This is a genomic window from Bacillus canaveralius (assembly GCF_002860125.1).
In the GTDB taxonomy this organism is placed as follows: domain Bacteria; phylum Bacillota; class Bacilli; order Bacillales; family Cytobacillaceae; genus Bacillus_BJ; species Bacillus_BJ canaveralius.
Window position 1 is genome coordinate 15,268 of the sequence record NZ_PGVA01000033.1, and the last position, 26,307, is coordinate 41,574.

Below are 26,307 nucleotides of genomic sequence, written 5' to 3' on the forward strand. Positions count from 1 at the left end.
CTTAAACTCCTCCTGATCACGATATAAAGTCATGAAGACAACTCTTTCATAAGATACTATCAAACTACCCTTTTCTTTATTTACAAAATCATCAACTTAAAACAAGAAGTTTATTTTTATGTACAACGGTTATAAACATACTATACGAGGAAACAGTTCATCAAGTTTCCCACTATTAATGACAAGGAGGAATTTTTTATGTATAAAGTACAATTAGTCGAAAACGGTGTTCAAGCCACTGATATGATCGGAGCATTGCAATCAGAAGGTTATTCGAAAGAAGATATTTATATTTTCGCCCACGATAAAAACCGTTCAGAGCACATGACCGATGCCACTGACACAGGAGACGTCGGTTTACAAGAGCAAGGCTTGCTTGATTCGGTTGGCAATATGTTTAAATCTCGCGGTGATGAGCTTCGTTCAAAATTCCGTTCACTTGGTTTAAGTCAATCAGAAGCTGATCGATATGAAGTGGAATTGGACAAAGGAAAACTAGTCATTGTCGCTTCAGATGAAACTGTTCATTAAAACGAAAAGCGGAAGCGCCTTGCGGAAACAAACCAAAAGCCGTTTGTTCCTATCGTTCAGCCCCGACAAGCGCTGGCCGACTAAGAACGCCACGTCCTGTGGCAACGTCGGCACTAGTACGTCCTGTACGTCGAAGGGCCTGACGGTGAAGTCGTTCTTTGACTTCATTGGCAGGACCGAAGCGACTCGAGGGGCTAGGCGCTGGCCGACTAAGAGCGCCACGTCCTGTGGCAACGTCGGCACTAGTACGTCCTGTACGTCGGAGCTGGACATCGAAAAGCGAGGGTCACAAAGAAAGTTTTGTGATCCCTCGCTTTTTGATTGTGCAAATCTCTATTAACCAAGCAGCCGCTGATAAATGGTCTTTGCCTGTGATAAATCTTTTGTACCGTGGATAAGCGCCCGACCATCGTGAAAAATGACGATGCGCTTTTCGTCCGCTTCAGCCGAAATCAAATATGGATTGCCATTTATACGGTATCCAAGGCGTTGAAGCTGGCCTGCCAAGTCGTTTAAGTTGATTTGTTGTTGGTGCGGCGGCCGAATTTGTACCGTATCCCTTCCGCAAAGCACCGTTGTTTTGGTGTGGTTTTCACTTTCCAAATAAGGAAAGGTTTTTATGTCCCCGCACGACAGGCAGCCTTTGTCTTTCGCCTTTGTCATTTTCATGCTTGTATATTGATTGCGCCATAAATCAAAGCTGACAAACGAGGTTCGGATCGCTCCCCAATCCTCAACTAATATTTTCAGGGCTTCAGCTGTCTGATGGGCAATGACCATCTGGACCGCAGGAGCAATAATTCCGGCCGTATCGCAAGTAAGTCCTTGAATTGGGACGGTTTTAAGCAAGCAGTTCAGGCATGGAGTCCGGCCAGGCAATATCGAAAAGCTCATGCCAAAGCTGCTGACGCATGCACCATAAATCCACGGGATATTATATTTTTGCGATATGTCATTAAGAGCCATCCTGGTTTCAAAATTATCAGTGGAATCAAGAATTAAGTCGACTCCCGCGATAAGTTCTTCGAGCATTTCCGGTGTAGCATCACCAATGATCGAACGAATTGACACTTCGGAGTTAATCGCTCTCAGGCGCTTTTCTGCCGCTACTGCTTTCGGAAGCTTTTCAGCGGCATCTGCTTCTGTATATAGCTGTTGACGCTGAAGGTTGCTGGCTTCCACGTAATCCCTGTCCACAATTGTCAGCCTGCCAATTCCAGCGCGTGCCAGTGTTTCAGCATTTCCTGATCCCAATGCACCGGCTCCAATAATCAATACATGTTTTTGGCTGATTTTTTGCTGACCAGCTTCTCCAATCGAAGGAAATAATACTTGCCGCGAATACCGTTCTGACATGATAACAACTCCCAATATTTTTGCGAGACGCTTCCTTGTTTGTTATTTGTGCCAGGCAAATTGCCTGACTGTTTTAGCCGCCGCTGACCGGAGGGATGAAGGCAATCACATCGCCCTCGTAGATGATTTCTTCATTGCTGGCGAATTCTTCATTAATAGCCGTCATGACCGTATCGAGCTTTTCGACTAAGTACTTTTCAGCGATTATTTCTTTTAACTCGGACACCGTTTTTCCGGCTACATTTAACATAATCGATTCTTCCCCGGCAATATCGCGAAGATGGGCAAAGAACAGGATTTTATTCATTCAAATCACCTTCCTCTGGCCCCCCTGCCGGATATTGAACAGTTTCTAGCTGATTGCCAATCCATTTTTCGCCATCTTCCCAATACTCTTTTTTCCAGATTGGGACAATTTCCTTGATGCGCTCAATTGCATAACGGTTCGCCTCATAGGCGTCTGCCCGGTGCGGGGTCGATACTGCTATCACAACGGCAACATCGGTAATGTCAAGGCGGCCGATCCGATGGGTGATCGCTGTTTGTGCTTCGGGCCAGCGCTCTGCAATCTCTTTGCCAATTTGCTCAAGCTTCTTTACCGCCATCGTCTCATATGATTCATAAACGAGGTAAAGAGTTTTTTTGCCGTGTGTGAATTCACGGACTGTACCAATAAATGTCGTGATCGCACCGGCTTCCCGCTGGACTACTTTATCTATAACCGATTGGATATTAATCGGTTCCTTCGTCATCTCGTATTTCATGATTGTCACCTCTTCCATTGCCGATTGATATTTATATTATAATCGGTTTTGCATCCACTTGCAGTGAATAGCCGCCAATTCTGTTGACTTGTTCCTCGAATTCCTTTGATTTAATAATCGAGATTAACCATCTGCCCTGTTCACTTTCAAAAAACTCTCTCGTCATCAGCAAATCATAGCTTTCATCTGATAATGGAACAAAATCGAGACCCATTGCTTTTGCAGCCGGGTAAATACCCAATCCTGCAGCGTTCAGATTATTTTTGACTTCTGCTGCTACGCTCAGATGTGAGAACATTTCCCGATCATAACCGTTTACCTGTTCAGGGGAAAAGCCCGCATCGTTCAAAAGAAGATCGAATAGGACTCTCGTACCGGCACCATTTTGCCGGTTCACATAGTCTGCCTTTTTTTCTATTATATCGTTTATCGTTTGAATAGACAGTGGATTGCCCGGAGGGAGAAGCCACCCTTGCTTCCGTTTCAGAAAAGGGTAGAGAACAAGCTCATGGCCGGGCAGGAATCTTTTAATATAAGGAAGGTTGTATTGTTTTGTTTCCGGGTCAAGAAGATGGGTCCCGGCTATATGCGCTTCCCCTTTTTTAATCGCGATTAAACCGGCCATGCTTCCGACATGGGAAGAGACAATTTTCATGTGGGGATTGTGCTTCTTAACTGCAGCTGACAACAAATCAATCGTTAAATCATGGCTGCCATTAAAAACAATTGCTCCCGCTATTTCGCTTACCGGCTTAAATAGCTCCACTTCAACACTCTCCCCCTGCTCGTAGCCGAGCTGGTTTGGGGGTACGACAAGGATGCCATCGGCGCGGACAAATGACATGGTTACGCCCGCTGCTCTCGTTAGCGGGTTGGCGATATACTTCCCGTTCACGTAACCGATATTCATCCTGATAAAATCTTCGGCACCCATTGTTGACACAATCCGCCTTCCAAGCGTGACCAGCAGTTTCGGGCGTTCAGGTTCATGTATGTGCAAATGCTTGCAGATGAGCGGCCTGACAAACCACTCAAGTGCCAAATAAGCTGAAACCGGATACCCCGGAACACCGACGACGATTGTCCCGTTAATTTCACCGAGAATCACTGGTTTTCCCGGGCGTGTTGCCACCCCGTGCGTGTATACTGTGCCTAATTCCCCGATAATATGGACGGTGTAATCGCGCGAACCTGCTGAAGATCCGGCGTTAATGACCACGATATCAGAACTTGCGACAGCAGTTAATAACGCTGTACGGATCAGGGACGGGTCATCTTTGACGATCTTTTCAATCAGAGGCTCTCCGCCCCATTCGCGAATAAAATTGGCAAAAACCGTCCCGTTAAATTCGATCAGTTTTTCCGGGACAGGAGCAAGCTCTGGCTGGACCAGCTCATTTCCTGTCGGAATAATTGTCACCAACGGCTTCTTTATAACCGGGATTTCAATCGCACCTGAAGCCAGCAGGGCACCGATATCTGCCGGCCTGACTGCATGTCCTTGCGGAAACAGCATCTCCTCCTGGACAATATCCTCGCCGATCGGGCGAATATGCTGCCATGGTGCGGCAGGCTCAATAATTTCGACAGTCTCTTCATCGATTTCTTCGACATTTTCGATCATAATGACCGCGTTGTAAGGCGAAGGAACAGGATTGCCTGTATCAACAAAGACAAAGTCTTCACTTCGGTTTAACTGAACCGGGTTTGATTCATGGGCGGAAAAAGTTGCTTCAGCTTTTACTGCAATCCCATCCATCGCGGCTGCATGAAAGTGAGGCATCGAAAAACGGGCGAAAATAGGCTCTGCGGTAACCCGGCCGAGCGAATCTGCACTTTTTACATATTCGGTTAACCTGTCAGGTTCATATTTGTCGAGCAATTCCTTTTTTGCCTGTTCGCGAGGCGTGTTCTGGAGATATATTTTTCGTTTATAGTTGTTATGTTTAGCCATTCTTCTCACACCTTATTTAAATAATCTGACTGGGACGGTCTCTCCTTTTTGAACCCCTTCACTCGGTGCAGGAATTTCAATCAGTCCTTCACTTTTTATAAGTGTCGAGATGAGGCCTGATTTACCAAGAATAGGCTCTGCCTGCCATTCTCCATCCTTTAGAAAAAGGGAAGCGCGGATGTAATCCGTGCGGCCCGGTGTAGATGCGATATTTTTTGTTGCTTTTGCATAAATAAGCTGTTTTTCTGAAGATCCCTCCCCTTGCAGACGGGCAACCACTGCTTTTCCAAACAGATCAAAAATGATTAGCGCCGATGCAGGATGGCCCGGTAAACCGATAATCGGTTTGCCGTTCGCATTTGCAAGAATTGTCGGCTTCCCGGGTTTGATTGAAATACCGTGAACAAATATGCCAGGAGCGCCAAGAGATTGGATAACACTGGCTGAATAGTCTTTTGTTCCGACCGAACTTCCTCCGGAGATGACTAAACAATCGGCCTGTTCAAGCAGCTGGCTTAATCTCTTTTCAAGCTCTTGATAATCGTCCTTGACAATGCCGCCATAGTGAAAGTCCAATCCCCATTCAGCCGCCTTGGCACCAATCATAACTCCGTTCATGTCCCTTACCTTGCCATAGCCAGCCGCTTTGGTTTCAATTGGAACAATTTCGTCCCCTGAAGACAAATAGGCAACTACCGGCTTCCGGTAAACCGCGACTTCGGTTATTCCTTGTGATGCGAGTGCCCCAAGCTCCTGGGAGCGAAGCATCGTTCCTTCAGCAAGCAAAAGCTCACCTTTACTTAAGTCTTCCCCCACAGAAATCACATTCTCCCCGGGAGCGACTTGGCGGTACAGGTTGATCAGGCCATCGAGATTTTCACAGTTTTCAATCATGATCACTGCATCGCTGCCTTCTGGAAGCATTCCTCCTGTTGGAACATAGATCGCTTCCCCGCGCTTGAGGGGAAAAGGAGGTACCTCACCCATCTGCACCTCAGCTGTTAATTTTAAAAACCCCGGCATGCTTTCGGACGATCCGAAAGTGTCCCTGGCGAAACAAGCAAAACCGTCCACGGAGGAACGGCGAAATTCCGGGACATTTTCTTTTACATATATATCTTCAGCTAAGACGTAATGAAGTGCTTCCAATAACGGCTTAGTCTTTTTATCGGTAATTGGTTGAATATTTTCGTGAATTGACTGGAAGGTTTCCTCAACTGATTTAACCTGGAAAAATTTCATCGCTGATCGCTGCCTTTTTGTCCGTCTTGCTTGAATTGTTTTGCTAATTGTAAAGCTTGTCTGTACTCATCAGGATTATTCATATTATATAATGAGGCACCATCAAGCCCCAGACCGGAGAGTTCATCTTCTTTAAGTATTTTGGAATTGACCCTGTGGAGAAAACTTCTAATTTTGAGCTGATCTTCTGATAATGATTCCTGGATCGACGGCACAGTCTCTTTGCGGTAAGCAGCAAAAAGGGGATGGAGCCGGCTGTTTATTTCCGGCACAGCTGCTTCGTACTGATTAAGCTGTTCCAGCAAGAATTGACCGAGTTTAACTGATATGAAAGGCATATCGCAAGCAACGACAAGATTTTTGTCATGCTTTGATGCCAAAAGGCCGGCTTCCATCCCTGCAAGCGGCCCTTTTCCTTTCCAGTTATCCTCTGTCATCGGCACACCTAAAGATTGGTATTCTGCAAAGTGGTTCGTCACCACCACAAGGTCACTGACTATTTTCGAAAGCTCGGCAATAATCCGTTCGATAACAGCCTGGTTACCGACCTCCAAAAATGCCTTGTTGGTACCCATTCTGCTTGATTTCCCGCCTGCAAGAATAATTCCGGTCGCTTGCAAATCGATCACCCCATTGCTTTTTAATGTGTTTCAATAGAACCGGGAACCCCATACCCTCTTTCCTGCGCTATATAATCAAGATGGATCGACTTCAAGTCCAATATTGCAGGGTGATCTTTCTTCAGCAGCCTTTTTGTATCGACTACTTTTGTATACCCATTACAGGCTTTACACACATGAATTTGCATACTTTCATCATCTTCAATTTTAAGTATGAGCATTTGATCATGATCGTCATTTCCACACTGGGCACAGCTGATTTTCTTTTCTTCCCAACTATAGCAGCAACGCGGGCAAGTTAGCTCTTTTTTTCCTTTTTTCCCGATGACGGCAAGCCGGGCCGGCTCTCCGCATGCCGGGCAGCCATGTGAATGATCAGCCAATTTCAGCTGCTCACGAAGCTCAGCGGCAGCTTTCTGTAAATAAGGGCGCACAGCATGCTCCGCTGCAAAAAAAGGCAGCCATTGCGGAATATTATATTCAGATGAAAATTTTTCAAAATAAAAGCTGTTCATTGAAATTGCCTGATGAAACCAGGACTCTGCCATTTCCTCTGTTAAAAGAGCAGGAAGGCCCTTTGCCGCCTCCATCGTTTGCGGCTGCTTGCTGTTAAGGAGATCCAATAATTCTATTATAAACTGTTTATATTGTTGGTAGTTTATCGAAAGTGCCAATCCGGGAATTACCGGGTATTCATATTTTGCTGGATGCGGCTCCGCAATCATTTGATTTTCGGATATCCGCTCGAGCCACTGTTCATGCAAGGTAATAATATCAGTCTGGAGCTGTTCATAATCGGCTGTCAGCACATTTGTTTTTCCCATCGTTACCCCTCTTTTCTTTCTAATAACTATGAAGGGCCGCCCATGCGGGCAGCACCTTCCCTGTTGTCGATGAATTGTTTTTGATAGATTATCGTTTTTTGTTACGCCTGCTTTTTCTTTGGTGACCCATCTTGCTTCAGATCATCGTACCAGCGGCCGTGATGGTCTTTTGCATATGTTTCGGGGATGTCTCCCTTTGTCATCCCGCGCAGAGAGACACGGGAATTGGGATGGCCGACCGATAAATAGATATGGCCAACGACGACAGCAATCGACAGTCCCAAGCCGATATTGTGAAGCGGGTATGCCCACATAATCATACTTTGAGAAAAATAAGCTGGGAACCACATAATGAACCCGGAACCCATTAACATGATCGTGGTTATAATCGCCAGCAATGAATTGAGCTTTTCACCGGCATTATAAAAGTCCTGCTTCGGAACTTTCGCATGTCCGCCGAAAAACTCTTTCGGAAACTGAAGAAAGAATTGAAAGTCATGAGACTTCCAGGTCAGGATCTGCTTGATCCAGTAAAAAAAGCTTTTTGGGTCGGCCAACAAAATATAGACAACCGGCAGAATAAACAGGACTGCGCCAATCCGGTGGACCAGCCTTGCTCCCGCCGGCCCGCCAAAAACAACATAGACCCAGTCGAACAATTCGGTGTACATAGGCAGGCCCGTTAGATAAAGAAGAAAGAAGGCTCCTGCATTTAGCCAGTGGGCAATAATAACCGGCTTGCTAAAACGCTTTACCATTTTTTGATTATTCTTAGTCATGGTCATGGCCTCCCTGTTCAGGATCTTTCTTTTTCAAAAACGAGTTCGAAATGACTGCCCCGATAACCGCCATTGTTGTCGCGCCAAGCATCGCTTTCCCGATTGGCTGTGCATAATCTTTCCAAACCACCTGTGAAAGCGGGATTTTCGGATCCTCAGGAAGACCGTAAACAGCCGGTTTATCTGCAAGTAAATAAACCGTCATCGTTCCATCAATTCCTTGCGGATTATAAATATTTGCATTCGGATAGCGCTCCTTGATGTTAGCAAGACGTTTTTCAGCTTCTGCTAAAATCTCTGCCTTGTCCCCATAAATGAGGCATTCTGTATGACAGGCTGTTACGCAGGCTGGCTGTAGGCCCTGCTCAAGCCGGTCCGTACAGAGCGTACATTTTTGTGCTTTTTTGTATTCCTTGCCATTCTTATCTTGATAGGTTGCCAGCTTTACTACATCAAACGTACAGTTTTGCACACAGTATCCACAGCCTACACACTTGTCTGCGTCAATCACGACCGAACCAAATTCGGTATGGCTGATCGCATCCTCCGGACAGGCTTTTTCACAGGCCGCCTGAACACAGTGCAGGCAGGATGAATGCCGGAATAGCCAGTCAAAGTCGCCATCAGAATTTTCCTGTTCGTTGAAGGTCAGGACGTTCCACGTGTTTGCTGTTATCTTTTCATGAGATTGATAGCTTCCTTGAAAGTCTTCAAATTCTGCAGGAAGGTCATTCCAGTTTTTGCACGCTACCATGCAAGCCCGGCACCCATCGCATTTCGTCACATCGACGAATTTAATGTAATCTGCCATGATCACGCCCTCCTTACATCGCACAGGAATGCTTTATATTCCGGTATATTCGTATTAGCATCACCAATATGAGGAGTCAGGCGATTGGCCGTCTCACCGGTGACGATACCCTTGTAGCCAAAATGCCATGGCATTCCAATCTGGTGCACCTTTTTGCCTTGCAAGGTATAAGGCTTAAAGCGTTTTGTCACCATCGCGAAAGCCTCGATTTCACCCCTGGCTGAAGACACAATAATTTTGTCCTTATTGCTTATCCCTTTTTCTTTGGCAAGCTCCTCGCTGATTTCAATATACATGTGGGACATCAGCTCTGAGAGCCATTCCTGGTTCCTGGTCATCGATCCGGACTGCCAGTGCTCAGAAACCCGGTACGTTGTCGCAATATACGGGTATTTCGCTGGATCGCCCTTAGGATTCAGTTCTTCCAAGCCAAATTTCACGGCAGGATTTAGCTGTATACTTGAGAAAGCGTTTGGAATCGGGCTTTCGAACGGTTCATAATGTTCAGGGAACGGCCCTTCGTTCACCCCGGCAAATATCCCGCCAAGGCCAGTCGGCAACATAAAGAATGCATCTTTTCCGCCTGCTGCATCGGGAGCGCGGTCTTTCGTGAAATCGGGAACATCGTTTCCTGTCCATAGATTTTTCGAAGCATCCCAGTAAATTCCTACCCTGTCCCTTGACCACGGCTTGCCGCTCGGATCGGTTGATGCCCTGTTATACAGAATCCGCCGGTTCGCCGGCCATGCAAACGACCAATTTAAGAAGTTGCCCATGCCCGTATCTTTATTATCGCGGCTCTTTGCGAGATTTTTTCCTTCTTCAGGATAAAAACCGCTGTATATCCAGTTGCCGCTGCAAGTAGATCCATCATCAGCGAGTTTCGCAAAGCCCGGCACCAGCTTTTTCGTTGCCATATCATACCCGTTGATTTCGCGGCATACAAGATCAATGTCGGGATGGTCGCCATGCCCATAATCCCAGGTCATTGCTTTAATTGGCTCGTCTGCCGGATTGGTGCTGTTTTTGTACAATGCCTTGATGCGCGTTGCGAGCATATGAACAATTTCCAGGTCGGCTTTTGATTCATGCTTTGGTTTAATTGCCTGCCAGCGGTATTGCATCCAACGGCTGCTGTTTGTAATCGACCCTTCTTTTTCAAAAGACGAGCAGGCAGGCAGATGGAAAACTTCGGTTTGAATCGAAGCCGGATCAGATCCAGCCTCTTTTTGCCAGAAGGCGGATGTTTCCGTTTCCCAAAGGTCGATCGCGACCATCCATTTCAATTTGCTCAGTGCCTCTTTTTCTTTGCCTGCGTTCGGTCCGCCGACAACGGGGTTTGTGCCGAACAGGAACAAGCCCTCAAGCTCGCCTTTATACATCGCTTCGAATAGTTTCATATGCGAATAATCTTTTTTCGGTGTCAGCTTTGGTAAATACTGATAGCCAAACTCATTATTCTGATTGGCGTTATCCCCGTAGTAAGCTTTCAGCATACTGACATAAAATTTCGGTTTATTTGTCCAGTAACCCGCCTTTGGAGTTACCTTTTCAAGAAAACCCTTTAAGGTCGCTTCTTCTGGCGCGGCTGTCGGAACTTCCATATAACCGTTTACGTTATTGTAAAGCAGTGCAAAATCGGTCGACCCCTGGACGTTTGACTCGCCGCGCATCGCATTGATGCCACCGCCCTGTACACCGATGTTGCCAAGCAGCAACTGTAAAATCGTATACGCCCGTACGTTTTGCGTCCCAACCGTATGCTGGGTTGCTCCCATCGCATACATAATCGTTCCCGCTTTGCCTGGCTTTCCGGTTGACGCGAATGTCTCAGCTACCTTCAAATATGCATCCTTCGGTGTCCCGGTTACAGCCGTCACTGTGTCAATGTCATATCTCGAATAATGCTTTTTCAACAGCTGGAAGACAGAGTGGGGGTCCTGAAGCGTTTCATCCCTTAAATACTTGTCATCCGGACCTTTTTTGAATGTCCATTTGTTTTTATCATAGCTTCTTGTTGATTGATCATAGCCGCTGAATAATCCATCATCAAACGAGTAGCTGTCGGCCACGATTAAAGAGGCATTCGTATAGGCTGCCACATATTCTTTATGGAATAGATTATTTTCAAGAATATAATTGATCAATCCGCCAATAAAGGCGATATCTCCACCTGAACGTAATGGTGCATAAACATCTGCCTGCGTTGATGTCCGTGTATAGCGCGGATCGACAGAAATTACTTTTCCGCCTTTTTGTTTTGCTTTTAAAATCCATCTCATGCTGATCGGATGATTTTCAGCAGGGTTCGCACCGATAATCATTGCCACATCGGTATGCTGAAGATCGTTCCAGTGATTTGTCATTGCTCCTCGACCCAATGTTGGTGCCAGACCGGCAACCGTTGAGCTGTGTCATATTCGGGCCTGGTGTTCAATATAGGTTAATCCTAAACCGGCCCGCAGCAGTTTGCCGATTAAATAAGTTTCCTCATTATCCAGAGCTGCACCGCCAAGGCTTGCGATCGCTTCCGTTTTATTGACAGTCAAGCCATTTTCTTTCGTTTTGAACGTGCGATCCCGCGTTTCCTTCGTTTTTTCAGCGATGCGGTTCAACGCCCAATCCCAATCGACTTCTTCCCACTTGCTGCTTCCGGGCGCACGGTACAGCGGTTTTTTCATCCTGCGGTCCGAAGTATAAACCTGGCGGACCGTTGTCCCTTTACTGCAAAGGCTCCCTTCGTTGATCGGATGATCGGGGTCCCCTTCTGTATAGATGACATCGTCCCCTTGCGAATAAACAAGAATCCCGCAGCCTACCCCGCAGTATGGGCAAATCGTCGGTGTCGGCTTCAGCTCTGCAATCTTAAATTGCTTCGAATCTGCCCAGGCTTTTTTGTCATCAAAGCCAAGTTCCACTACTGCAATCGTAGCTGCCATTGCACCGGACAATTTTAAAAATTGCCTTCTAGTAAACTCCATTTACAATCCCCCTCTTCTTACTTGAATAGAACATCTATTAATTAATCCTAAAAATTGGATGAACCCCCATCAGTAACTTCCCGTAAATCTTTAATAATGCGGCCACATGAAGTATAAGGAATCGCCATTTTCCCCCGCAAATAGCCGACTACTTCTATATTTAAGAACTTGGCGAGCTGGACAGCCTGCTTTGTGGCAGCCGTTCGCGAACCGATTATTGCAAAACCAAATCGCGCTGCTTTTGAAAGCATTTCGTACGAAATCCTTCCGGTCGTCAGCAAGATGAGCTCTTCTGGATTTAAGCGCTTTCTTAGTGCATGACCAATCATTTTATCGACAGCGTTGTGGCGCCCTATGTCTTCGCGGATCGTGATCTTCCCGTCCGCCTCAATAAGGCATGCCCCGTGCATACCGCCTGTTTGCAGATACAAAGGTGAGTTTCGGGCGAATTCACTTTGTTTTTTAAGTAAGTAGCTTAAGTGATATGTGACAGAAGAATGAACTTTTTCAAACTTCTTCACATCTGTCATTGAAAAAAAAGTTACACCTCTGCCGCAGCCTGCGGTATAGTGTTTCTTTTTTGTAAAAAAAGCTTCTTCTGCAAACTCATTGTTCAGTGAGGCATACAGTGTCAGCGTTTCTTCATTGATCTGAACTTCTTCAATATCATCTGCCGACTCAATCAATCCCTCTGAATACAAATAACCGTATACCCAATCTTCAAGATCCTGGTTAGTCAGCTGGAATACAGCTATCTCATTACCATTGACGATAAGGGTAATCGGATATTCTTCAGGACAGCCTTTCCCGTTCATACTTCCACCCCTTAGACTCTTTAGAATACAGGTAAAAACACCTTCTCCCCTCTTTCATTTTAAGAGACTTAAAAACAAACAATCTGCGACATTTGTCACAATGGATAATTACGCAGTATTTTTATAGTCAAAATGAGAAAAAACGATTTTTACGCATGATTAACATGGTCTTAATGAAAAAGAACAAAAAAAATTTTGTCGCAAACGTGACAAAATCTCTTAATCAGTGTTAATTTTTTGTGACCGCTTATCTTAGAGTTTTCTCAAAAACTGCAAGCCGGTAGTATGAATTTATTGTGATATTCCCTGTTATTGTTATAATTTCTATAAGACATGCGATGATCTATAATCTCCAAGGAGGAACATAAACAGATGGGTATGAAAAAAGTACTAACGATTGCCGGATCGGATTCGAGCGGCGGTGCCGGAATCCAGGCGGATTTAAAAACATTCCAGGAGCTCGGTGTGTATGGGATGACCGCGTTAACGACGATTGTGACCATGGATCCGAAAAACGACTGGCACCACAATGTTTTTCCGATTGACATCAAGACGCTTGAAGCGCAGCTCGAAACGATACTTTCCGTCGGGCTTGATGCGATGAAAACAGGAATGCTTGGTTCGGTAGAGATTATTGAACTGGCTGCAAAGACCATCGATGAGAACCAGTTTACGGGCGTGGTGATCGACCCTGTAATGGTTTGCAAAGGGGAAGATGAAGTGCTGCATCCGGAGACTGCAGAAGCTTTGCGTGACATTTTAGTGCCGCGGGCAACGGTTGTCACTCCCAACCTGTTTGAAGCATGGCAGCTTGCAAAGACAGGCCCGATCAAGACGGTTGACGATATGAAAGAAGCGGCTCTAAAAATCCACGAACTAGGGGCGAAATACGTCCTGATCAAAGGTGGAAGCAAGCTGGAGCATGAAAAAGCGGTTGATCTTCTTTTTGACGGTTCGGACTTTACGCTTTACGAAACTGAACGGATTGAAACCACCTACACGCACGGTGCGGGCTGTACTTATTCCTCAGCAATTACGGCTGAACTGGCAAAGGGAAAATCGGTTCCTGACGCAGTTGCAGTGGCGAAAGACTTTATCACTGCAGCGATCAGCCACGGGTTCCAGCTGAACCAATATGTTGGGCCGACAATGCACGGAGCCTACCGTCATTTTGGCGCAGGAAAACACTGAACACAGATAAAATCAGTAAGTCAGACAGGGCCGTTTATGTGGCCCTGTTTTTTGAGATAATTGTTATTACATAAAGAAGCGCTAAGCAATCATGTTTCAAAAGCGGCTGCTTCGCAATTCTCTCTATTATTTAGTAATATAAAGTAGCACTCGCGTTTAAAATGATGATTTTATATACAGCTTATATTGAGGAGTTTTTTTGAAAGGGGGAGTACACGTGGAGGTTGTCAGTCAAGAAGAAGTCCAGAAAGCGATTGATCACTTTGCCAACAAACCAGTGTTTGTCCATATGGAGACGACAAACGGAGCATACGCTTCCCATGTTGACCAATCGTTTTTCTCGGCGGGAGCATATATCCGCAATGCGAAAATTCAGTATGAACACGGGAGGATAACTGGACCCGGGCCATTCCGTGTCGGCTTGAAGCTTGAGTACGGCTGGGTATATGCGGAAGGAATTACCCACTATGAATTCGATGGCGCAGACCGTTTGTTAATGGCCGGTCATGATGCGAACGGGAAGCTGGCTGTTGCCCTGCAAATTAGCCAGTCTCCTTTTGAATAGAGCGATTACCGCCCAGAAAGGAATGTATCTAATGGAAAAAGAAAGACACGTACTTGTCGTATTCCCGCACCCGGACGATGAAGCATTTGGTGTGTCCGGAACGATTGCCACCCATGTCCGACAAGGTTCCCCGGTAACTTATGCATGTCTGACGCTCGGCGAAATGGGGCGGAATATGGGGAACCCCCCATTTGCAACGCGGGAAACACTTCCGTTGATTCGTAAGCAAGAGCTTCAAAATGCGGCGAAAGTCCTTGGGATTGCCGATTTGAGAATGATGGGTCTGCGCGATAAAACGGTTGAATTTGAGGATGAAACAAAGCTGACAGACATGATTACATCTCTGGTTGATGAATTAAATCCATCGCTAGTGATCACGTTTTACCCAGGCTATTCGGTACATCCGGATCATGACGCGTCCGGGGCAGCAGTCGTTCGTGCCCTCGAAAAAATACCTGCGGCCAGCCGCCCGAAGCTTCACTGTGTAGCTTTCTCAAACAATTGTGTTGAAGAACTCGGCCAGGCTGACATCATCAACGATGTAAGCAAAGTCGCCGATATCAAAATCGAGACGATAAAAGCACATCGGTCCCAAACGCAACTGATGGCTGCAGAAATGGAAGAAAAGCTAAAGCATAACGATCCGCAAGCGTTGGCATGGATTAATAACGAGCGGTTTTGGATTTACAAGTTTAAATAGTCAAATTTAAAAAAGAGCCGGCCGGCTCTTTTTTAATTTGTTTTATTTTCTTCCATTACATCTTTTAAATACTGAAGCTGGTTGCCGTCTTCACGTTTAATCATTTTGACTAGCAGCGGTTTCGTCAGCTTCATAATGAAGCCGCTCGTCTCAATAGTTGCGGCGAATTCTATCCGGGTCGCTTCGTCCACTTCTTGAAAGTTATAATCGAAGACGACGCCGAGCCCGTTTGTCTCGCTTTTGACCGTATATGACCGGTTCTCGTTAAATTCGGTGAAAACAACCTCCGCCACCGTCTGCCGCCCGCTGATATATCTTGTCTCCAAATACTTGGTGCCGGCGCTTATCGGCCCATCGGTTATTTTTTCCGACTTTATGAGGTTCGGCATAAAGTCCGGGGAGTTTTCCAGATTGACCATAAAAGCAAATACTTCGTTTAAAGGCTTGTCGATCGTAATACTTGTTTGGAAATCAGCCATTTGGACAATTTCTCCTTTATTGCTGTCAACGCGCTGAATGAGCACTGTCAGTTATCTGCTTATATTATACCCGATTGTGACATACCGGCACAGTTGTGCAAACTTTTTGCTAAAAAAATAAAAGTCCTGACAAGAGTTCCGTGTCAGGATTGATTGGCGGCGAAAAATAGAACGGTGTATTCAAAGATTAATATTAAGCTGCACCAAAGTATATACTGCTATAACCGCGAATGAAACAATGAGCAAAACCGGCACCAGTCAATGATAACGATTTCTTTACTGCGCACATCGATAATGCCATCCTTTCTAAGCTTGGAGAAAACGCGGCTGACACTTTCCCGCGATGTTCCTACGAGAGAAGCAAACTCCTGGACAGTAATGGGCAGTTCTATATGCATGCGATTACAGCGGGTCGCACCAAATTTTGCGGCAAGCCTTTCGAGCGTTTTTAACGTTTTTGTATAAACATCCAACAGAGCAAGGTCCCTCATAATCGAAATCATTTCGCGAAGCTCCGCGCTCATATAGCGGATAATTTCAATAGAAAGCTCCGGGGACAACATCAGCTCATATTCTAAATCAACCGTATTTAAGAAAGAAATTTCACCATCCTTGACCATTTTCGCTGTGGCCGGGTAATGACTCCCCGCCTGGTTGAATAGACAAGCTTCGGCAAAAATATCCCCTTTCTTTTTCATACAGACGATGATCTCGTTGCCTTCTTCGTCCTGCTTCGTTAATTTTACGATTCCGGAATGAACAAAAAACACCCCTTGTGCTTCATCATACTCGGAAATAATTTGCTCGCCTTTTTTATAGCTTTTCTTGATAATCTGCTTATCTATCACTTGGATTGATTGTCTCGGAAAATTTTTAAACACTTCTATTTTCCTCAAAAAATCTTCAATATCCGTTGGCCGGACTGCATGGCTGGACTGTATTCTTTCTTTATAATTGGTCATTCTGTCTACCCCCTTCGACCAATTTCCTTATCCTTTTCATTCTAGCCAAGTCTGGATGTTTAGAAAGTGAGATTTATCACGATCAGTGTCCATGCAGCATGTCAGTTTGATCGCTTTGTACGTCACAGAAGTTTCACAATCGGCCCTGTAAACTGTGCTTTCTATCACTTTGCCCACGAAGGTAACGAGATAGGATAAAAACTGTAGAAACATAAAGGGGGGAAAGCAATGCAAAAAGCGGCAGCCAGTTTCGTTATATTTGCATTATTGGGGCTTGGACTCGGTTATTTAGTGTTTGATGTGTTTTCCGGAAAAACGACGGATACGCCTGAATCGACAGCCCCGACCGAGCAGCAGGAAGAGGCATCGAGTGAAGGCGATAATGCCGCGAACAGCAATCCGGACAGCGAGGGTAACAAGGAGGCGGAAACCGTTGCAGCAGAAGGTAATATCCTTCAAACAAAAGGCTGTCTTGGGTGCCACTCCGCAGCTTCTCTTGATCTTAAAGGCGGAGCAACAGGCCCTGATTTATCCCAGGCTTTCAATAATGTTGAAGGAAAGCATGGAAAACCGCTCGAAGAGTTTTTAAAAGAGCCAACGTCGGCTGTTATGTCGGGTGTCATTAGTGGCAACCCATTAACAGACGAAGAAATCAGCCAGATTGCAGAATTATTGAAACAAGCTTCAGAAAAATAAGATGAAGGTGGTGCAGCCTGAATGAAAAAGTGGATTCCTGCCGTTACGGGGCTAATAGCTGGTTTTATGGCGGCGATGGTATTCTTTGCTGATTTTTCACCCGGACCGCGCAGCGAAGCAACAAATGACAGCAATAATAATAGCAATGCTGAAAAGGTGTATGTACCTTTTGGCAAAAAAGATGAGTATTATTTGTTCGCCTCCGGCGGCCATTCCGGTCAAATGTTTATTTACGGGGTGCCTTCGATGCGCCATATTCGGACGATTCCGGTATTCTCCAAAGATTCAGCAACCGGTTATGGCTGGGATACTCATACGAAAGAAATGCTCGGCGATTACACATGGGGCGACCTCCATCACCCGGCTTTTTCCGAAACGAAGGGTGAATATGACGGAAAATATATGTTTGCCACAGATGTAGGCAACAGCCGTGCAGCCGCGATGAATTTGGAAACGTTTACAACAAAAGATATTATCGATGTTCCAAATACCAGCGGCCCTCACTGTGCAGCATTTGTAACTGAAAACACCGAGTACATGTTCCTGCCGACCCGTTTTGCCGTACCGATTGGCAGAGAGTACGCACCTCTTGATGAATACAGCGAGAAGTACCGCGGTGTTATGTCAGCAGTCACATTTGACCAGAGCAGTGAAAAGTTGAACATTGCTTATCAGGTGGCTCTGCCGCCTTGGTCTTATGATCTATCGGATGCCGGGAAAAAGGGATCGGCTGATTGGGCTGTCTTGACGACTTACAATACCGAAGAAGCGACAACAAACCTTGAAATCAACGCCTCCCAGGCGGATCGCGATTATATCGTTCTGTTTAACTGGAAAGAGCTTGAACAGAAGGTCAAGGACGGACAGTACGACGAAGTAACCGGACAAAAAATGATTTTCCCGGAAAAGCATAAAGGCGGAATTTATTTAGTCCCTGTAGCGAAATCGCCTCACGGAGTCGATGTTACGCCAGACGGTAAATACTTTATTGCGTCAGGCAAACTCGCACCTGCGATGACTGTTTTTTCCTTTGAAAAAGCGTTCGCAGCGATTGAAAAGGGTGATTTTGCCGAGGAACGCAATGGTATTCCGGTCCTGAAATATGAATCTGTCATGGAAAGAGAAGTCAACCCGGAAAATGCGCTTGGGCCGCTCCATACCCAGTTTGATGATAAAGGATTGGCCTATACAACGATGTTCATCTCCTCTGAAATCGTCAAATGGGATCCGGCTACAGGAGAGACATTAGACCGCGTCCCTGTCCAATATTCACCCGGGCATGCTGCCGCAGCCGAAGGCGATTCTGTTTCTCCTGATGGAAAATATATTGTCGCATTAAATAAAATTGCCAAGGACAGCTATCTCTCCGTCGGTCCTTCCCATCCTGAATCAATGCAGCTGATTGATTTACGCGGCAAGAAGATGGAGGTCATTCAATCGGCTCCAGTAAACCCTGAGCCGCACTATGCACAGATGATCAAAGCCGACAAAATTAAAACGATCTCCGTTTATCCAAAGGATGAGAAAAATAAAGATGCCGTTTATAAACAGGAGGATACGAAAATTGTCCGAAACGGCAATGAAGTACACGTTTATGGAATTGCGATGCGTTCCAAATTTATCTTTGATGCAAAAGCAGAGCGCCCTGATGAAATCGCGGTTAACGAAGGGGATAAAGTGCTTATCCACTTAACCAACATCGATTTCGATCAGGATATCACTCACGGTTTCGCGATTAACGGCTATGACCTGAATATTGAAGTGCAGCCTGGACAGACCAATACAATCGAATTTACGGCCAATAAAGCCGGAACATTCCCGCTCTATTGTACGAATTTCTGCTCGGCCCTGCATCAGGAAATGACCGGTTACTTTCTTGTAAAACCGAAGAACTAAACCAGGAAAAGGGTATCTAATGACACTTGGATACCCTTATCCCGTTTTCAGAAAGGTGTGATTACCCTGAAACAACAGCGATTATCCGGAATCTCATCACTGTTTGTTGTGTGTGCGGCAATACTGGTCGCTGCTTCAATTTTCTTTCCGTGGTGGAGAATGGAGTTCTTTGCTCCGCAATATCCGGAAGGATTGAATATCATCGTCTATCCAAATAAACTGGATGGACAAATTGACATTGTCAACGGACTCAATCATTACATCGGAATGGCCGAATTCAGTGAAGAAAACTTTCCTGAGTTAAGCTATTTAGCTTATATAATCGGCGGCCTGGCGATTTTAACGCTGGCAACAGCATTGCTGCGCAGAAAATCAATCCTCTATGGGCTGATCGCCGTCTTCATGGTGGGCGGATTGCTTGGTGTTTACGATTTATACCGCTGGCTTAACAATTTTGGTACGAACTTAAGCCCGACGGCTCCGATTAAAGTAGATCCTTTTGTCCCGCCTATGTTAGGAGAAAACCAGATTGCCAACTTTATTACAACGAGCTATCTAGGGATAGGATCATACCTGATCATGGCGGCGTTTATTCTGATTGTGATTCCTTTATGGAAGGATCGCCGAAGATGAGAAAGCTGATCGCCTTTTTCTTTATGACCGCCATTGTCCTATTCGGATGGCCTGATGATCGGGCTGCAGCCGCAGAAGATCTACAGGCGCTGATTGATTCAGCTGAAGAAGGCGCCGTCCTTCAGCTGGAAAATAAAACTTACCAAGGCAATATCACAATTTCCAAGGCGCTGACGCTGATCGGTTCGACTCGAACGAGCATTAAAGGGGACGGCACAGGAAATGTTGTTTCAATTCATGCCTCTGGAGTTGAATTACACGATCTTACTGTTAGTGGAAGCAGCATGAATCGAAACTCAGCCGAGGAATATGCTGCCGTTAAAATCTATTCAGATCACAATGTATTGGACAATTTAACGGTTAAAAATTCGTATCACGGCGTTTATTTAAGCAAAGCAGATCATAATACGATCAAAAACTCCGTCATTTCCGGCAGCGGAAACGGGGAAATTGCCGGACAGGGCAATGGCCTCCATGTTTATTACTCAAATAACAATATATTTGAAAACAACCGGATCTCAGGCTCAAGGGACGGAATGTTTTTTGACTATGCAAACAATAACCGAACCATTAACAATCATATTAGTGAAACACGATACGGGCTCCACTATATGTACTCTGATGATAATATTTTTAAAGGCAACATCTTTACCCTAAATAGCGGCGGTGCCGCGGTGATGAATTCCAACCGCCTGACACTGACCAACAACGAATTTATTTTCAACTATGGCCACCGGTCCTTCGGTTTGCTGATTTTATCAGCTAACGACAATGAAATTGAGAATAACACTTTCTATCTGAATCAAAGAGGGTTATATATAGATCAATCGTCACGAAACATGATTACCAATAACCGCATCATCCAAAATCAAATTGGTATTGAACTGTGGGCCAGCTCAAGCGAACAGGTTTTTTCAAAGAATCAAATTCACGGTAATTCCATTCCTGCGCTCACCCTGGGCGGGAGCGCCGATAATTCATGGAATGCCGATGGAACAGGAAACGATTGGGGATCGCAGTTTCCGTTAGCTGACTTGGACCAAAACGGGATTGGCGATCAGCCGGTTTCCTATTATTCTTCACTTTATGAACAAATCGAAGATCAAGAATTAACCTATTTATTTTTAAAAAGCCCGGCAATAAAGCTGTTCGACAGAATCAACGGCCTTTTACAAAAAAATGACAAAATGTTTGAAGACCACTATCCGCTTGTGCAAACCACAAACAAAGAGTTTCAAAAGGGTTGGCTCATTTTCGCCGCAGTGATTGCTCTGCTGATTTTAATAAGAGGGAGAAATCGACTATGTATTACATTTGGAAGGAATGGAAGGAAAGCTTAAGAGGAAAAGGATTCTGGCTGGCTGGTATCATCATTGTTCTGCTTTCGGCCGCCTTGCTGATCCAGTCTTCTGTTCTTTCATTCGACCAGGGTTTTTACGTCCTCCTGATCAACCTGTTTGATGCACTTATTTATGTAATTCCCGTACTCTGCCTGTTTTTCAGTGCCTTTTCTGTTTATCAGGAAAAAGAACAAAAAACAATGATCATGCTGCTCTCCAAACAGGAAAGCTATTTCACGTTTCTCGTTAAAAAGAGCGTGGCCATTCAAGTTGTATTAACCGGCTTGATATTGATATGGTTATTTGTCTATTTACTGCCGCTGAAAATTTATTTTCAACCCGATTTCAGCGCCTATTTAACCTTTATCATTGCTGTTCTCAGCTTAATGATCGTATTCACACAAATTGGCGCCTTTGTTGGCAGCATTGGCAGGTCGAAAATCCAAATTGTTGGCTTTACCGTTCTTATTTGGTTTTATTTTTTCTTCTTACACGATATCGTCCTGCTCTCGCTGCTCCCTGACGTATCCTATGAAAATATCAAACTCTTTTCGGCCGCCTTTTTTCTAAACCCGATTCAAGCTGTGCGCGTTTACCTTGAGTCAGGGCTTGGCGTCTACTCATCCGGGCATATGTCCAAACTGTTTGAATCGTTTCTATGGACGAAACCCGCAATCTTTTTAACAGCAAATCTGGTGATCTGGCTGACAATTTCTATGACAGCCTCCGTTACGATGCACCGCAAGGAGGGATATGAATGATTGAAGTAACCGGATTAACCCAGGGATTTGGCAAAAAAATCGTCCTTGCCGATATCGACCTGCGGATTGAAAAGAGTGAGATTTGTGCGCTTGTCGGAAGAAATGGAGCCGGGAAATCAACATTTATCAATAGCCTGCTCGGCCTCCTCCCTGTTAAACAGGGAACGGTGAAAATTAACGATATAACCCGGACGGGAAAGAAGCGGACATTCCAAAACGAAATTGCCTTTCTTCCCGAAAAATTTATGCTCTATCCTGCTTTAACAGGCATGGAAAATATGTTGTTTTTCGCCGGGACGGCAAGCGGAAAGCCTGATGTGGCGGAAATTGAAATTTCGCTAAAAGCAGTGAACCTTTGGGACGACCGCGATACTAAGGTAAAGCAGTATTCAAAAGGAATGCTGCAGCGGCTCGGCCTTGCGATTACACTTTATCAGGATGCAGATATTCTTATTCTTGATGAACCAACGAGCGGGATAGATCCGATGGGACGACAAGAAATTCTCGAGGTGCTGAAATCCCTGTCCGGGAAAACGATCCTCCTTTCATCCCATCACCTCGATGAGATTAGGCAGGTATGTACGCATGTCGCATTCTTGGAAAACAGCATCATTAAAAAGTATACGGTAACTGAATTTATGAAGGCACAACGATTGGGGGATTACGATAATGAAAAAGTTGTTTAGCGGATTGATCATCTTCCTCTTGATCCTGTTATCCGGCTGCAGTGAAAGTAATGATTGGGAGGTGAATTTTACAAAGCCGCTCTATTTTTCAAAAGAAAAAGCGGTCCCGTTTGAGATCAAGGTAACCGATGGAGATAAAGCAGTCGAAGGATTGAAGGTCTCGGCCGCTCTTTCGATGGTTAATATGGATCACGGCAGCTTCGATATTGCCCTTGCCGAAAAGGAAGATGGCATTTATGCCGGCGAGGCGGAACTGCCAATGGAAGGCAAGTGGGAAATCGTATTTACGATGGAAAAGGACGGCAAAGAAACGGAGAAAGTCGTTCAATATGAAGTGAAGGGCGCCAAGGGAGTTGCCACCTTAAACGGTGAGTGGATCACCAATGATGACCTCGAGTTTTACCGTTTTATTAACAAGCTTCATATCGAAATCAGCCGCGAAGCTGATAATGAAAAATATAAAGGAAAAGCTTTGGAAGAGGCAATGGCCTATTGGGATGCCCAGGAAAAGTTGAATGAAGACCAAAACCAGCTGTTGACACAAATCATCCGCCTTCGTTCCATGGCGCTGCTTGCGCTTGAAAAGGGGCATGAAGCTGCCCCGGATGAAGTAAAGGCTGAGATTGACCAAGTCCGGGAGCAATATCAACAATCGGAAGCAGCACAAAAGTTAATCAATGACTTTGGCGAAGATAAATTTTGGGATACCGAACGGACGCAATACGAACTGATCGTTCTCTCGCAAAAGGTTCAGCAGGATTTGATTGAAAGAGTAACGAAAGAAAACCCTAAAGCCAGCGAGCAAGAAATCCAATACCTTGCACAGAAACAATACGAAGAATTGCTTGTTTCACAGGTTAATTCGATGGAGATTGAGTTTTTATAACAAAAAAATGCCTTTGGGCATTTTTTTGTTTTTTAACGAGTGAGTGATTACTCACTTTACAAATAAGTCATTTCATTTTAAAATAAAAATGAGTGATTACTCACTTTCGTAAAGGAGATGATCTTCGTATGGAAAAGAACATTATATCGATCCAGAATGTTTCCAAGTCTTTTGGAAATCAGCAAGTGCTCGCCGATATTAACCTGGATATCAAAATGGGTGAAATTTTTGGGTTTCTTGATCCTTCTGGGGCAGGAAAGACAACACTCGTAAAGCAGTTAGTGGGTCTTGACACTCCAACAGAAGGAAGTAATTTTATTTTCAATCAAAAAATGCCGTCATTGTCCCTGATTGAAAGGATTGGGTATATGGCTCAGTCCGATGCGCTGTATGGTGAACTGTTAGCAAAGGAAAACCTCGAGTTTTTCGCTTCTCTTTATCGTTTAAAAGGGCGTGAGCGCCAACAAAGAATGAATGAAGTAATGGAAATCGTTCAGCTGTCAGAACACATGACAAAGCTCGTATCCAATTATTCCGGGGGGATGAAGCGCCGCTTGTCGCTCGCGATTGCATTGCTTCATGAACCCGAGCTGCTCATACTCGATGAACCGACTGTCGGCATTGACCCTGTATTAAGAAAAAATGTTTGGAAAAGCTTTTATGCGCTTAAAAGAAAAGGAACGACCATTATCGTCACGACCCATGTCATGGACGAAGCGGAAAAATGTGATCGACTCGGAATGATTCGCGAGGGACGGCTGATTGCGGTTGGATCTGCGGCAGAATTAAAAGCCAATACGGGGACTGCCACTATCGAAGAAGCATTTTTAAGCTATGGAGGTGCAAAATCGTGAGAATCGGTGCATTAGTGATAAGAATTTTGCGGCAATTTTTGCGTGATAAGCGGACGATGGCGTTGATGATTTTAGCCCCGATCTTAATATTATCAATGCTTCATCTTGTCTTTAATGGTGATGATTACACTCCGAAAATCGGGTTGGTTGGCTTTCCCGAACAAGTTATCAATCAAATGGACTTGGAAGATGCCAAAATATCAGAATATGAGTCTACTAAACAGGCAAAAACAGATTTATCGGAACAAGAAATAGATGGATATCTAAAACTCGATGGGCAAACACCTTCTGTCGTTGTTGAAGGAAGTGACCCGAGCGTAAATGGAGCTGTTATGAAGTGGATGAATAGGGCGCTTAAACCTCTCCAGCAAGATGGCGCACCTGAACCGGAGGTTGATTATTACCACGGCTCCAGTGAAATGGGACAGTTTGATTATTTTGGCCCCGTGCTGCTTGGTTTCTTCGCTTTTTTCTTTGTTTTTTTGATCGCCGGTGTTTCTTTTCTGCGCGAAAGAACAACCGGGACATTGGAGAGGCTTCTATCCAGTCCACTCCGACGCTGGGAAATTGTCGTTGGCTACGTCCTTGGCTTCGGGATCTTCACGATGCTGCAGGCGGGAATCATCGCCTGGTATGCGATTTATGTCTTAAATATGATGATGGAAGGATCCTTCTTATACGTGCTATTGATTACCCTTATTTTATCTTTATCAGCACTTACACTCGGAATTTTATTATCGGCCTTTGCAAACAATGAGCTGCAAATGATTCAGTTTATTCCAATCGTCGTCGTTCCGCAAATTTTCTTTTCCGGTCTATTTAATTTAGAGACCATTTCTGATTGGTTAAGCTGGATTGGCCCTTTCACGCCCCTATTTTATGCAGCTGATGCTTTAAGGGACGTCATGGTGCGCGGGTATGGGCTCGGTGAGATTTATATAGATTTACTAGTGCTGGCCGGATTCTCTATCCTATTTATGTTCTTGAACATCATTACATTGAAAAGATACCGTAAAATATAAAATCAACTCTGATTCACTTTTAAAATGAATTCCTTTACAATGTTGTTTAATGGACAAATAACGGATGAGGGAGCAAAAAATGTCGGACCAGGATTCTATCATTGAAGAATTTTTTGAAGAGGAAAAGGATGGTTTAACGGACAAACAAAAAAAAATCATCGCCGCCGCGATTGAGTCTTTTTCAGAAAAAGGCTTTGCCGCCACTTCAACGAGCGAGATTGCCAAGAAAGCTGGTGTTGCGGAAGGAACGATTTTCCGGCATTATAAAACAAAAAAAGACTTGTTATTGTCAATTGTTGTTCCGATGATGGCCAAATTTATCGCTCCGTTTGTGATCAACGATTTAAATAAAGTTCTGAATACAAGATATGAGAACTATGAAGATTTTTTAAGGGCGATGATCGAAAACAGGGTCATATTTTTTAAAAATAATTTGGCGCTTTTCAAGATCCTCTTCCAGGAAATACCTTTCCATCCAGAATTAAAGAAACTTTTTAAAGAGCACTTAGCAGAAAAGGTTTACGAACGATTCACTGAGCTTATCCATTACTGCCAGGCTGAAGGGCAAATCATCGATCTCCCTCCTTACAGTGTAGTCCGGCTTACAGCATCAACAATATTCGGTTATATAATCGGGCGCTACCTGCTGTTTCCTGAAGAGGACTGGGAAGATGATTTAGAGATTGAGCGGACCATCCAGTTTATTATGCATGGCTTATCACCTAGATAGTAAAGGCCCGGATCTGTGCGATCCGGGCCTTTTACTCCAGTTAAAGCATAAATTATTAAAACTTTATCTGTCCCTTGGTCCGCATTCTGACTGGCTTGTGCTTTTTTTGCCTTGCGTGTCCGAACACACCCGCTTTCTGACTGGTTTTCGCTTTTTTGGCCTTGCTCTGTCCGAACCAGACCCGCTTTCTGACTGGATTTCGCTTTTTTGGCCTTGCCCTGTCCGAACC

The 26,307-nt window shown here is 44.8% G+C and carries 27 protein-coding genes; 14 read left to right on the forward strand and 13 right to left on the reverse strand.

Going from position 1 to position 26,307, the window contains the following annotated elements; all coding sequences use genetic code 11:
- Window positions 1–198 precede the first annotated feature (198 nt).
- Window positions 199–531 (forward strand): YflT domain-containing protein, encoded by a 333-nt coding sequence (locus tag CU635_RS14620; RefSeq protein ID WP_101578118.1) that lies wholly within the window; start codon window positions 199–201, stop codon window positions 529–531.
- A gap of 336 nt (window positions 532–867) precedes the next feature.
- Here CU635_RS14620 and CU635_RS14625 read toward each other — a convergent pair whose 3' ends face one another.
- From CU635_RS14625 to fdhD, 11 genes are all read right to left on the reverse strand, one after another.
- On the reverse strand, window positions 868–1,887 hold the full coding sequence (locus CU635_RS14625) for a thiazole biosynthesis adenylyltransferase ThiF (protein ID WP_101578119.1): 1,020 nt from the start codon (window positions 1,885–1,887) through the stop codon (window positions 868–870).
- Window positions 1,888–1,960: 73 nt separating this feature from the next.
- Entirely contained in the window at window positions 1,961–2,194 is a 234-nt protein-coding gene (gene moaD / locus CU635_RS14630) for a molybdopterin converting factor subunit 1 (RefSeq protein WP_101578120.1), read from the reverse strand.
- On the reverse strand, window positions 2,187–2,651 hold the full coding sequence (locus CU635_RS14635) for a molybdenum cofactor biosynthesis protein MoaE (RefSeq protein WP_101578121.1): 465 nt from the start codon (window positions 2,649–2,651) through the stop codon (window positions 2,187–2,189). Before CU635_RS14635 ends, moaD begins: the two co-directional genes overlap by 8 nt.
- Window positions 2,652–2,682: 31 nt before the next feature.
- Window positions 2,683–4,605 (reverse strand): molybdopterin biosynthesis protein, encoded by a 1,923-nt coding sequence (locus tag CU635_RS14640; RefSeq protein ID WP_101578122.1) that lies wholly within the window; start codon window positions 4,603–4,605, stop codon window positions 2,683–2,685.
- A 12-nt stretch (window positions 4,606–4,617) separates the two neighbouring features.
- Complete coding sequence (locus tag CU635_RS14645) at window positions 4,618–5,847, reverse strand: molybdopterin molybdotransferase MoeA (protein ID WP_101578123.1); 1,230 nt, start codon at window positions 5,845–5,847, stop codon at window positions 4,618–4,620.
- Window positions 5,844–6,467, reverse strand: coding sequence for a molybdenum cofactor guanylyltransferase (gene mobA, locus CU635_RS14650; protein WP_101578124.1), 624 nt, complete (start codon window positions 6,465–6,467; stop codon window positions 5,844–5,846). Before mobA ends, CU635_RS14645 begins: the two co-directional genes overlap by 4 nt.
- Window positions 6,468–6,487: 20 nt before the next feature.
- On the reverse strand, window positions 6,488–7,291 hold the full coding sequence (locus CU635_RS14655) for a formate dehydrogenase accessory protein FdhE (RefSeq protein ID WP_101578125.1): 804 nt from the start codon (window positions 7,289–7,291) through the stop codon (window positions 6,488–6,490).
- Between the two features lie 101 nt (window positions 7,292–7,392).
- Window positions 7,393–8,070, reverse strand: a complete 678-nt coding sequence (locus tag CU635_RS14660; protein ID WP_101578126.1) for a formate dehydrogenase subunit gamma — start codon at window positions 8,068–8,070, stop codon at window positions 7,393–7,395.
- Entirely contained in the window at window positions 8,063–8,881 is an 819-nt protein-coding gene (locus CU635_RS14665; RefSeq protein WP_101578127.1) for a 4Fe-4S dicluster domain-containing protein, read from the reverse strand. The genes CU635_RS14660 and CU635_RS14665 overlap by 8 nt, the downstream gene beginning before the upstream one ends.
- Before the next feature lie 2 nt (window positions 8,882–8,883).
- Entirely contained in the window at window positions 8,884–11,862 is a 2,979-nt protein-coding gene (gene fdnG, locus CU635_RS14670; protein WP_101578128.1) for a formate dehydrogenase-N subunit alpha, read from the reverse strand.
- Window positions 11,863–11,909: 47 nt separating this feature from the next.
- Window positions 11,910–12,677 (reverse strand): formate dehydrogenase accessory sulfurtransferase FdhD, encoded by a 768-nt coding sequence (gene fdhD, locus CU635_RS14675; RefSeq protein WP_101578129.1) that lies wholly within the window; start codon window positions 12,675–12,677, stop codon window positions 11,910–11,912.
- 372 nt (window positions 12,678–13,049) lie between these two features.
- On the opposite strand from fdhD, the gene pdxK reads away from it, so the two are divergent.
- From pdxK to bshB2, 3 genes are all read left to right on the forward strand, one after another.
- On the forward strand, window positions 13,050–13,868 hold the full coding sequence (gene pdxK, locus CU635_RS14680; protein WP_101578130.1) for a pyridoxine/pyridoxal/pyridoxamine kinase: 819 nt from the start codon (window positions 13,050–13,052) through the stop codon (window positions 13,866–13,868).
- A gap of 217 nt (window positions 13,869–14,085) precedes the next feature.
- Window positions 14,086–14,433 (forward strand): YojF family protein, encoded by a 348-nt coding sequence (locus CU635_RS14685; protein WP_101578131.1) that lies wholly within the window; start codon window positions 14,086–14,088, stop codon window positions 14,431–14,433.
- A 31-nt stretch (window positions 14,434–14,464) separates the two neighbouring features.
- A complete protein-coding gene (gene bshB2, locus CU635_RS14690; RefSeq protein ID WP_101578132.1) occupies window positions 14,465–15,133 on the forward strand; it encodes a bacillithiol biosynthesis deacetylase BshB2 in 669 nt (222 codons plus the stop codon).
- Window positions 15,134–15,165: 32 nt separating this feature from the next.
- Here bshB2 and CU635_RS14695 read toward each other — a convergent pair whose 3' ends face one another.
- A complete protein-coding gene (locus CU635_RS14695) occupies window positions 15,166–15,657 on the reverse strand; it encodes an SRPBCC family protein (RefSeq protein WP_245917486.1) in 492 nt (163 codons plus the stop codon).
- 173 nt (window positions 15,658–15,830) lie between these two features.
- Window positions 15,831–16,574: a Crp/Fnr family transcriptional regulator gene (locus CU635_RS14700; protein WP_101578133.1), complete on the reverse strand. Its 744-nt coding sequence runs from the start codon at window positions 16,572–16,574 to the stop codon at window positions 15,831–15,833.
- Between the two features lie 228 nt (window positions 16,575–16,802).
- Between CU635_RS14700 and CU635_RS14705 the strand changes: the two genes are divergently transcribed.
- The 10 genes from CU635_RS14705 to CU635_RS14750 all read left to right on the forward strand — a co-directional run bounded on the left by CU635_RS14705 (window position 16,803) and on the right by CU635_RS14750 (window position 26,078).
- Complete coding sequence (locus CU635_RS14705) at window positions 16,803–17,270, forward strand: cytochrome c family protein (RefSeq protein WP_101578134.1); 468 nt, start codon at window positions 16,803–16,805, stop codon at window positions 17,268–17,270.
- A gap of 21 nt (window positions 17,271–17,291) precedes the next feature.
- Window positions 17,292–19,166, forward strand: coding sequence for a Sec-dependent nitrous-oxide reductase (nosZ, locus tag CU635_RS14710; protein ID WP_101578135.1), 1,875 nt, complete (start codon window positions 17,292–17,294; stop codon window positions 19,164–19,166).
- Window positions 19,167–19,223: 57 nt separating this feature from the next.
- Window positions 19,224–19,799 (forward strand): hypothetical protein, encoded by a 576-nt coding sequence (locus CU635_RS14715; RefSeq protein ID WP_308303538.1) that lies wholly within the window; start codon window positions 19,224–19,226, stop codon window positions 19,797–19,799.
- Window positions 19,796–21,139, forward strand: a complete 1,344-nt coding sequence (nosD, locus tag CU635_RS14720) for a nitrous oxide reductase family maturation protein NosD (protein ID WP_180956618.1) — start codon at window positions 19,796–19,798, stop codon at window positions 21,137–21,139. Before CU635_RS14715 ends, nosD begins: the two co-directional genes overlap by 4 nt.
- The gene (locus tag CU635_RS14725) at window positions 21,103–21,900 is read left to right on the forward strand and encodes an ABC transporter permease (protein WP_101578137.1); all 798 of its coding nucleotides are present in this window, start codon (window positions 21,103–21,105) and stop codon (window positions 21,898–21,900) included. The genes nosD and CU635_RS14725 overlap by 37 nt, the downstream gene beginning before the upstream one ends.
- Window positions 21,897–22,586: an ABC transporter ATP-binding protein gene (locus tag CU635_RS14730; RefSeq protein ID WP_101578138.1), complete on the forward strand. Its 690-nt coding sequence runs from the start codon at window positions 21,897–21,899 to the stop codon at window positions 22,584–22,586. Before CU635_RS14725 ends, CU635_RS14730 begins: the two co-directional genes overlap by 4 nt.
- The gene (locus tag CU635_RS14735; RefSeq protein WP_101578139.1) at window positions 22,570–23,472 is read left to right on the forward strand and encodes a FixH family protein; all 903 of its coding nucleotides are present in this window, start codon (window positions 22,570–22,572) and stop codon (window positions 23,470–23,472) included. Before CU635_RS14730 ends, CU635_RS14735 begins: the two co-directional genes overlap by 17 nt.
- A 128-nt stretch (window positions 23,473–23,600) precedes the next feature.
- On the forward strand, window positions 23,601–24,326 hold the full coding sequence (locus CU635_RS14740; protein WP_101578140.1) for an ABC transporter ATP-binding protein: 726 nt from the start codon (window positions 23,601–23,603) through the stop codon (window positions 24,324–24,326).
- A complete protein-coding gene (locus tag CU635_RS14745; protein WP_101578141.1) occupies window positions 24,323–25,348 on the forward strand; it encodes an ABC transporter permease in 1,026 nt (341 codons plus the stop codon). Before CU635_RS14740 ends, CU635_RS14745 begins: the two co-directional genes overlap by 4 nt.
- Before the next feature lie 79 nt (window positions 25,349–25,427).
- The gene (locus CU635_RS14750; RefSeq protein WP_101578142.1) at window positions 25,428–26,078 is read left to right on the forward strand and encodes a TetR/AcrR family transcriptional regulator; all 651 of its coding nucleotides are present in this window, start codon (window positions 25,428–25,430) and stop codon (window positions 26,076–26,078) included.
- Window positions 26,079–26,307 lie beyond the last annotated feature (229 nt).